General features: G+C 65.1%; 10 protein-coding genes. 6 read left to right on the plus strand and 4 right to left on the minus strand.

Annotated elements, in window-relative coordinates; translation table 11 throughout:
* The coding region (locus ACOADB_RS11420) for a hypothetical protein (protein ID WP_378598304.1) at positions 1 to 233 on the minus strand (233 nt) is incomplete at its 3' end.
* A 469-nt stretch (positions 234 to 702) separates the two neighbouring features.
* Between ACOADB_RS11420 and ACOADB_RS11425 the strand changes: the two genes are divergently transcribed.
* From ACOADB_RS11425 to ACOADB_RS11445, 5 genes are all read left to right on the plus strand, one after another.
* A complete protein-coding gene (locus ACOADB_RS11425; RefSeq protein WP_378598305.1) occupies positions 703 to 948 on the plus strand; it encodes a DUF2188 domain-containing protein in 246 nt (81 codons plus the stop codon).
* Between the two features lie 10 nt (positions 949 to 958).
* Positions 959 to 1,747: a DUF1883 domain-containing protein gene (locus tag ACOADB_RS11430; protein WP_378598307.1), complete on the plus strand. Its 789-nt coding sequence runs from the start codon at positions 959 to 961 to the stop codon at positions 1,745 to 1,747.
* Positions 1,748 to 1,848: 101 nt separating this feature from the next.
* Positions 1,849 to 2,922 carry a hypothetical protein gene (locus ACOADB_RS11435; protein ID WP_378598309.1) on the plus strand — a complete coding sequence of 358 codons (1,074 nt, stop codon included), beginning with the start codon at positions 1,849 to 1,851 and terminating at the stop codon, positions 2,920 to 2,922.
* Between the two features lie 178 nt (positions 2,923 to 3,100).
* Positions 3,101 to 4,321 (plus strand): SIR2 family protein, encoded by a 1,221-nt coding sequence (locus ACOADB_RS11440; protein ID WP_378598311.1) that lies wholly within the window; start codon positions 3,101 to 3,103, stop codon positions 4,319 to 4,321.
* Positions 4,318 to 6,366 (plus strand): ATP-binding protein, encoded by a 2,049-nt coding sequence (locus tag ACOADB_RS11445; protein ID WP_378598313.1) that lies wholly within the window; start codon positions 4,318 to 4,320, stop codon positions 6,364 to 6,366. Before ACOADB_RS11440 ends, ACOADB_RS11445 begins: the two co-directional genes overlap by 4 nt.
* Positions 6,367 to 6,550: 184 nt before the next feature.
* Here ACOADB_RS11445 and ACOADB_RS11450 read toward each other — a convergent pair whose 3' ends face one another.
* Complete coding sequence (locus ACOADB_RS11450; protein WP_378598315.1) at positions 6,551 to 6,946, minus strand: hypothetical protein; 396 nt, start codon at positions 6,944 to 6,946, stop codon at positions 6,551 to 6,553.
* A gap of 182 nt (positions 6,947 to 7,128) precedes the next feature.
* Between ACOADB_RS11450 and ACOADB_RS11455 the strand changes: the two genes are divergently transcribed.
* Positions 7,129 to 7,404 carry a hypothetical protein gene (locus tag ACOADB_RS11455; RefSeq protein WP_378598317.1) on the plus strand — a complete coding sequence of 92 codons (276 nt, stop codon included), beginning with the start codon at positions 7,129 to 7,131 and terminating at the stop codon, positions 7,402 to 7,404.
* On the opposite strand, the gene ACOADB_RS11460 is transcribed toward ACOADB_RS11455, so the two are convergent.
* Entirely contained in the window at positions 7,394 to 8,038 is a 645-nt protein-coding gene (locus ACOADB_RS11460; RefSeq protein WP_378598319.1) for a TetR/AcrR family transcriptional regulator, read from the minus strand. The genes ACOADB_RS11455 and ACOADB_RS11460 overlap by 11 nt on opposite strands.
* Before the next feature lie 5 nt (positions 8,039 to 8,043).
* On the minus strand, positions 8,044 to 8,712 hold the full coding sequence (locus ACOADB_RS11465; RefSeq protein ID WP_378598321.1) for an enoyl-CoA hydratase-related protein: 669 nt from the start codon (positions 8,710 to 8,712) through the stop codon (positions 8,044 to 8,046).
* Between the last annotated feature and the right edge of the window lie 333 nt (positions 8,713 to 9,045).

The following is a 9,045-nucleotide window of genomic DNA, read 5'->3' on the forward strand; positions in this document are numbered from 1 at the left end:
GGAGCGACAGCATCGAAGAGCTCGATCAGCTGAGCCGCAAATTCGCCATCATGCTTGCGGAGGAACGGAGCAGCACCGTCCACCTTGCTGACGGCCTCACGCGCGATCCGAATCTGCTCGGCAGTGAGCCTCGTTGCGTCGGCGGGTCCGCTGGACTCGCCCATGCCGGGCGCCTTCTCGTAGGGGGCGTAGCGCTCGCTGAGGATCGCGACCTGTTCCTTGTAGTGATCCAAGCGTGACTCGAGGCGCCGCTTCACTTCCGCCGTTGCTCGACGACACTCATCGTCGTGGTAATCCCGCGGGCGCCCCCGTCCGCCACGGCGCTGGATGACCTCATCACACCGCGGGTTAGCGCATTCCGCAGTCTGGACGTCTCGGTCCGATGCCTCGTCCAGCCGGGTGACCGTCGCCTTCGACATCCAAGACCTCCAATAAATCGCGCGAAAACAACATACCGCTTCGCGCAGGTCAGAGTGGTGATGCTTGAGGGCCGACACGCCGGTGGGCGGGTCTGACGCGCCGCCAAGAGGCAGATCAAATCGCGTGAAAATATTCGGGCGCAAACTGGCATGCAACGCAGTGCGGGCGCCTGGTCTAGCCACCAGACGCCCGCGGCACGCGAGGTGATCGCATGCGACTTGCACCTGCATCTCATCACCGGACGAGCCAGACCCACAAGATGAGATCCAGCAGGAGAAGACCATGAGCAACAACAACCGCAGGCACGTTGTCCCCAACCAGTATGGCGGCTGGGACGTCCGTGCTCCCGGCGCCCAGCGATCCAGTGCCCACACCCACACCCAGGCCGAGGCCGTACGCAGGGCTGGCCAGATCGTCGGCAACGCAGGCGGCGGCGAGGTCGTCATCCACGGCCGCGACGGCCGTATCCGCGACTCCGACACCATCGCGCCCGGCAACGACCCCAACCCTCCGCGCGACAAGAAGTGAGCGCCGGATCATGCAGCACCTCTACTTCGACCTGAAGCAGCAGAAGAAGGGCGCAGTCGCCGTCGTCACCCTCGACAAGCAGGCGAACGTCCGCTTGATGACCGCGAGCAACTACCACGCCCTGAAGGCCGGCCGCCGCTTTTCGTTCCACGGCGGCCGCGCCACCAGATCGCCCGTCCGCCTCCCGATCCCCAACAGCGGCCACTGGTTCGTCGTCGTTGACCTGGGCGGCCTCGCTGGGCGAGTCCGAGCAAATGTCGCCGTGCAGCCTCCCCCTCCCGGCATGCTGGCCCCGATCCGCGAGCGCAGCCCGATCAGCGACATCGAGGTTCGCGAACCGGTCGAGCCTGACGGCGATCTCCTGGGCGGGCAGACCTGGGACGTCTTCATCTCCCACGCCAGCGAGGACAAGGAAGCGGTTGCCGTTCCGCTGCGCAACGCCCTCGTCGACCTCGGCATCAGCGTCTGGCTCGACAAGACAGAGCTGACGATCGGCGACAGCCTCCGTCGGAAGATCGATCAGGGAATCCGGGCGAGCCGTTTCGGGATCGTCATCCTCTCCGAGCGGTTCTTCGCCAAGGGATGGACCAACCACGAGCTCGACGGCCTCGTCACTCGGACCGTTGCCGGTGAGCAGACGCTTCTGCCCATTTGGCACAACCTCACCGGCGACCAGGTGCGTGCCTACAGTCCGTCGCTGGCCGACAAGGTTGCGCTGAGCACCGACGCCGTGGCGATCGTGGAAATGGCAGAGCAGATCGCAGCCGTCGTCCGCTGCGGGACCGAGGACGTAGCGTGATTTCCGCCCTCGACGCTGAGCCGCTCCGGGACCGCGTGCGAGACAAGACCGCATCTCAGGCGCCTCCCCGGAGACGAGCCCGAGCACCGCATGGGCTACTGATGCAGAGAGCGCTCGACCTTCGTGACGAGCTGCCGACGGGGCGTCGGCGAGCGGAGACCCCGAGACGCGGCGGCTACGTGCCGACTGTCGTCGGCGCGACCGGGACCGTCTCCGGGATCGTGATCCTGGCTTCGATTGACCCGGGGTGGAACTGGCTCGGTGCACTTGGCGCGGGACTCGGGCCAGCTCTCATCTTGCTCGGTGTCACGGACATCTTGAACCAGGGCGACAACGGAGCTCGGCGCGTTGCTCGGCTGTTCCGAGTGGTTCGTCTCGCCGGGTCGTTCCTCACAATCACGCTGGTGGTGTTGGACCTGGTCCTCGCGCTTGCCGCCGTCGCTCTCTTGGCTGTCGCTGTGTTCCAGGGCCAGTGGTCGCAAACGGTGGAATCCCTGCTCGCTGGTGCCGCACTGGTCGCGGCCCTAGCCCTGGGCTTGGCTTTGATGGTCCGGGTCGCCGAGCTCCCGGTCGTTCCTCTGGCCCGCATCTCCTGGTGGCGCGAGCTCGGAAACCTTCAGCAGATCACGCACGTGGCCATAGCAATGACAGGCGTCGGCACTGCGGTCGCCTTCGGGCTGCGAGACGCAGGAGGGGCAGCGATCGCAACGGTCGGATTGGCCACCGTGCTCCTTGGCTGGGCTCGGACCGATCGGACCGCCACTGACGACGGGATCCGGCGCATAGCTGAGGCCGCCGATGTCGTCTCGGTTGCCCTCCGCCCTCTGGTCGCAAACCCGCCCGCTGAACGCGCTGCTGTCTGCGAGGCGATCCACGACGCCGCCATCAGCGCCCTGTCGGCGCTCGAGCTTTCCTGCTTCCGACACATGCGACGGGGCCTGATCACCACGGCCCCTCGTTACCTCGTCGATGTCGAACTCCTCGCCGTCATCCGAGCCTGCCGGGTGGCGCTCACGTCCGAACCGCTTGAGCACGTCTCCGCGCCTCTGACCGCAGCAGTGGCGCGAGCGCTGCTCACCATGGCAAGGCAGGAGCTGGAGCGTGAGATCTTTGTCTTTGCCGGGGACATTCGCCGCCTCGCCACCTTGACCCCTGATCGGCTGGTTGCCCAGTGAGGTCACCTTGGCCCGCCAAGAGCCGGCCGGTCTTAAGGGGAGCCACAGCGTTTCCCTGCGCCGACTCAACGCGATCACTACCGTCGGCTCCGGAGCTATCGGGAGAGGCTTGGTATCGATGACAGTGGATGGTTCGGTGGTACGGCTCGGGACGGACACGGTCGCAACAGGTGAAGCCGTGGCCGGCCTCGGATCGGTAGAGCAGCGGAAGATCGAGTCTTGGCTGGCGGCGCTGATCCAGACCGAGCACCTCGCTCTGCTTCTAGGCAACGGCATCAGTTCGGCAGTGGGGCACCTAATCGGAACCTACCCGCCCTCAATGGCGCAGCACGTGAGCGCCGGCGACGAGACCGACCTGATTCGTGCTCATGCTGAGGGTTCGGCCAGTCAGCTCGGCCGAGAGGCCAACCTTGAGGACGAGATCAGGTCGTCGCTTGATCTGCTGCAGGGCCTCAGAGTGCTGCAGGAGACAGAGCGGGCCGAACAGGTACGCGCGTCTGTCGATGAGGCGATGACCGGACTACTGTCCGGAGTCCTGGCCTTCGAGAAGGCACTCGGAACCGCCCTGCGCGACCGCACCGACGCCGCGCTCGACTTCGAGCGACTCATCGGCCGATTTCTGATGCCGTTTGCTTCACGCCCGACCCAACGCGATCGTCTCCACCTCTACACAACGAACTACGACCGTTTGCTGGAGGCAGCCGCAGATCGACTCGGACTTCGTTTCCTCGATCGATTCGTTGGATCGCTCGAACCACGCTTCTCGGCCTCACGTATCGATGTCGACCTTCACTTCGCCCCTCCTGGCGTTCGTGGAGAACCGCGCCTGCTAGATGGTGTGGTGCGCTTCGCAAAGCTCCACGGGTCGGTCGACTGGATGGCAGATGGCGGGAAGATCGTCCGCTCGTCGTTGCCGTTGGGAGCGGATCAGGAGCATCCGATGTTCCCCGAAGAGCCGTCAAGCACCGCGGTGATTTACCCGAATCCGGCTAAGGATGTCGAGACCTTGGCCTACCCTTACTCCGAGTTGTTCCGCGACTTCGCCGCCGCTGTGTGCCGCCCAAACAACGTGCTCGTCACCTTCGGCTACGGCTTTGGCGACAGCCACATCAACCGAGTCATCGCCGACATGCTGACGATCCCCTCGACGCACCTCGTCGTCATCTCCAGGGACCCCCTGACAACCTTGGATTCCTTCCGCCGCGCAAACAGCTACCCGCCAGGCCAGACCACGGAACTCATCGGGGCGTCGGTCGGCGGCCTAGCGGAGTTCGTTGACCTGATGCCGATGACGCTCACGTCACCCCTGTTCGAAGCCCAGACTGCCTACCTCGAGAAGGTCGGCGGCCACGAGCAGGCCGTTGCAGGCGCGGCCGCAGAGCAGGGGACCACCCAGTGACGCTGACTGCGACCGAGTTCGCCGCCTCCCAAGCCATCGGTGTGGTCGAGTCGGTCTCTCCCCGAGAGATCACCGTCCGCCTCGACCATTCGGCACCCCAGGCGACAGCCCTAAACGCGGGCCACGTGCAGCGGTTCCCACGGATAAACGGATGGGTCCTGATCGCCAACGAGGTTGGCTACCTCGTGGGCACCGTGACCTGGCTTGGCATCGAGCCGGACGCGCTGTCATCAGCTTCGCAGCGCGGCGATCGTGCGCTCTTGGATCTGCCCTTTCCGCGCAGGCGCTTGAAGTTGTCCCCTCTCGGGACGCTGCTCTGGCGAAACCGCCAGGGCACCGGAACGCCTGAGCTCGTACGCGGCGTGGTCAGCTATCCGTCGGTCGGCGAGGTGGCACTCGTTCCCACCAGCGACCAGATCCAGCACATCGCGCAAGCTGCGAGCTTGGGTGGGCGAGTCCAGATCGGGACGTCCCCCTTGGCAGGCGGGGCCGACGTACTGATCGACCCCGACCGGGTCTTTGGGCGACATCTCGCGGTTCTTGGAAACACGGGATCGGGCAAGTCCTGCACCGTGGCCGGCCTGATCCGCTGGTCACTCGAAGCCGCTCGAGAGAACGTCGTGGACGACTCGGAGCCGAACGCGCGCTTCATCGTCCTGGACCCGAACGGCGAGTACGCCAACTGCTTCGCTGACCTCTCATCGGTGCGGACTTTCCGCGTACAACCAGGGGACGACGACCCACCCCTGACGGTGCCGTCATGGATGTGGACCAGCGCGGAGTGGGCCGCGATCACTCGCGCAGCACCGCAGACCCAACGCCCGCTATTGCAGCAGGCACTGCGCCAACTTCGTGCTGGCAGTGACGCAACAGACTTCAACGACACCTTGCCGAACCTCCTCAGCGGATTCGCCAGCCTTTGGGCATCGTTCGCGTCCGATGTCTCGTCATACTCGACGTTTCCGAAGTACAAGAGCGTCACGACCGCGCTGAAGGGCATGGCGTCGGTCTTTGGTGACGCGGCCACCCAAGGCCACGGTGCTGTCGTCGACGCCTTGAATGAGGTGATCGGACGGATCGGTACGCCTCACTTCGGTCAGTACGACAATGCGTATCAGGCCAATGAAGTCCACGAGGTCCGAGATGCTCTGATGGCGGCATCGGCTCTCGCCGGCGGCCCTTCTCTGCAAGTAAGCGGCAATGAGGACGCCCCGATCTACTTTGATCCAGACGCGCTGCCCGACCACATGGCCGCCCTCGCGCTGACTCCGGACTTCGCGGGCGCGTCGGGGCATGCGATCTTCTTGATCAACCGAATCCGCGCGCTTCTCGCGGACCTCCGGCTTCGCGACATCATCTGTCCGTCGGACGAAGAGACGCTCGCAGAATGGCTCACCGCTGTGATCGGAGAGCCGGACGCGAGCAGCGGCCAGATCGCGGTGCTGGACCTCTCGCTCCTGGCATCTGAGGTCATCCACACCGCGGTGGGCGTCCTAGGGCGCATCGTCATGGAAGCGGTCCAGTACGTGCGACGGATCACCGGCACGGCGTACCCCACGGTTCTCGTGTTGGAGGAGGCGCACAACTTCGTCGGGCGCTCTAGCAACTCTGAAGACAGCCCGACGACCGCCGATCTCTGCCGCCAGACCTTCGAGAAGATCTCTCGGGAAGGACGCAAGTACGGGTTGGGACTGGTGATCTCTTCCCAGCGGCCTTCCGCGCTCTCCCAAACGGTGCTGTCGCAGTGCAACACCTTCCTGCTTCACCGGTTGGTCAACGACCGCGATCAAGACTTGGTCGCCCGGCTCGTGCCCGACGCGGTCGGCGAACTACTCCAGGAGCTGCCATCCTTGCCCTCGCGGCAGGCCATCCTCCTCGGGTGGGCGACGCCGATGCCGACGTTGGTCGAGATCGGCTCCCTGACGCCGGAACAGCGGCCCGACTCCCACGATCCAGAGTTCTGGAGGACGTGGATCGGAGAGCAGGGCCACGACTTCACTTGGGCTGACGTGGCTGGACTCTGGACCGGACAACCGCCGTCTTGAGTGGTGCCCAGCGCGATCAAGTACTTTGACAGCGGTCGGCGATAGACGCCGCTTGGTCAACGTTCTCCGCGCGGAGTTCGTCAATCTTCGCTGCATCTCAACAGCCCCATGCAAGAGGGCCAGGTTCCCTACGGGGAACCTGGCCTCTTGGTCGCGGCCCGGAGCAGGCCGCCTCTCGGGACCTCTACTCCCTGAAGAACTTGCTGTCGCAACCGCTGCTGGCGCCGGTGTCGCAGATGGAGATGAACCACAACACGTCATCGTTGACGTCGTACGTGAAGTAGTCGCAGCCAGCGTCACCGCCGTCCTGGATCGTCTTCACGATGCGGGTCTGGACACCGGGGATGGTCCAGCCGAGGGTGCCGGTGACTCCCACGCCGTTGACCCGCGTGTCACAGACCTTGAACCGGTCACCGTCGTCGATGTGGGTCATGGTGCCGTTGCCGTTGTTCGCCGTGACGTTGGCGGCGAATGCTGGCGACGCACCCAGCCCGATCGCGATCACGGCTGCGGAAGAGATGGCCGTCAGTCGTGAGATACGCCGACCGGCGATCTTGCGTGAGCGGACTGTGTGAAGCATTCGCATTGCCTCCTGTGGGTCGTCGGGCACAGGGCACGCCCGCACGGTTCGTCGGAGCGTCGCAGACAGGTGAAGGCCGGTCAATGCTGTCGCGCGATCGCAGACGACGCACCCATCGCGCGATGCGCCAGCATCCGCTAGCGTCCGGTGGGGTCCAGTCACTTCACCTTGAGGGATGTCTCATGAAGAAGAACACGCTCGGTCTTGGCACCATCGTTCTGGCGGCTGCCCTCACCTTCACTGCCTGTGGCGCCAGCGAGAGCGATCTCGCCAGCGAATACTGCGATCTCGCAAAGAAGTCGGCCGACGCCGCCAAGTCGGGCGATCCGGAAAAGGTCAAGGAGGCCAACGAAGACCTCCTGGACTGGGCCGAGGACAACAAGGACGCGACGGGCGACGAGGACAAGTTCCTGAAGGCCGTGGAGAAGGAGTGCGGCGACCTCGGGGTCACTCCCTGACGGTCGACGTCGACGCCCTGGTCTTGCGGGGCGAGGCGGGGGGAGGCATCGACGCGATGCCACGAACGGCTCGTTCGAGGGCATGGCGGGCCACGGGGTCGGTCACCGCCGAGGCCTTGAGGAGCAAGGCGCCGGGCAGGTCGACCACGCAATACCGCACCGTGGTGATGGCTGCGCCGTCGCGGCGGCTCCACAGCGCCTCGGCGAGCTCGCCCATCAGGCCACCCAGTTCGCGCTGGAGCCGCAGGAGGTCAGAGCGTCGATCGTCGTCCAGCTCCGGAGTGAGCAGGTCGCTGAGCGATGCCGTCAGGAGCAGGCGTGCTCCTTGATCGTCCCGAGCGGCGTAGGCCGCTGGCGCGAGAGCTGCGGCGACAAGCCCATCCACAGGACCGCCCTCGCCCATGGCGCGCTCGACGAGATCGCGTTGGAACGACAGGAACTTGTCAGCCTCGCGGGTCCAGACACTCGCCAGGAGGCAGTCGCGCGAACCGAAGGCGTGATAGATGGCGCCGTTCGAGGCTCCCGATGCTGTGCTGAGGGCACGGATGGTCACCCCGGCGACACCGTCCTCGATCCACAGGCTGCGCGCCTGGTCGAGAAGGTCTTCGAGGCCATGCTGCCGGGGGCGTCCCATCGTCTCTACGCGCTCGCGTCGACGTCGCGCAGGGCATCGACCACGCTGGCAAAGAGTCGGGCCTTGATGGTGCCCAGTGTTGCCCGATCCTTGGTTGCCAGTTCGATCACCTGGTCGCTGGCAGTCCGGGTCAGCTGGTCCAGGCCGGCGGTGGCGTCGACGAGCCCTTCTGCCAGTGCGTCGGGACCGGAGTAGCGGCGTCCCGTGGCCATTGCATTGAACGCAGAACGAGGGGTCAGCTTGCTCGTGATGAGAGCGTTCATGCCCGGAGTGAAGGGGATCTGGATGTCGATCTCCGGGAAACAGAAGTAGCCCCTGTCCTCCCGCATCACGCGATAGTCGTGGGCGATGGCCAGCATCGCACCAGCACCGAAGGCGTGACCGTTGAGCGCCGCGACCGTCGGCACCGGGAAGGTCAGGAGGCGTGCCAACAAGGTCTGGACTCGCTCGACGTAGGCGGCGTACTGATCGAAGTTCTGGCCCAGCCAGTCGAGGTCCAGACCGTTCGAGTAGAACTTGCCGTGCCCGGACGTGACCAGGACGGCTGGTCCCTCGGCCGTCTCGACCTTGTCGAGGGCGGCGTTCACTTCATCAAGCCATTCGGGCGTGAAGCGGTTCTCGTCCGCGCCGAGATCCAGGGTCCAGATCGGTCCGTCGGTGGAGATCGTCACCATCGCTACTGCTCCTTGGGTCGTTGGTTCGACATGTTGTCGGCGGCGGCCCTGGTTCATCACCGCCGTCCCGGTTCGACATTAATAGAGCATCTGCTCTAAAAGATTGATTTGTTGGTCACCTCACATGCCGTGGTCCTGGGAACGCGGGCCTCACAGCCGGGCCCGTGCAGCAGGCAAGGGTTCCCAGCAACGCAACGCGTCAGTAACTTGTCCTCCAAGACCTTGTGACGGCCGTCACATCTTGGGAGGAAGAGGATCCGGCATGCGCTCGTTCAGGACGTTGGCCGTCACCGTGGGGGTGACCTTCTCGGTGCTCGTCGGGGGAACGCTGCC

Origin of the sequence: Nocardioides sp. CPCC 206348 (assembly GCF_048654705.1) — a bacterium.
Classification (GTDB): domain Bacteria; phylum Actinomycetota; class Actinomycetes; order Propionibacteriales; family Nocardioidaceae; genus Nocardioides.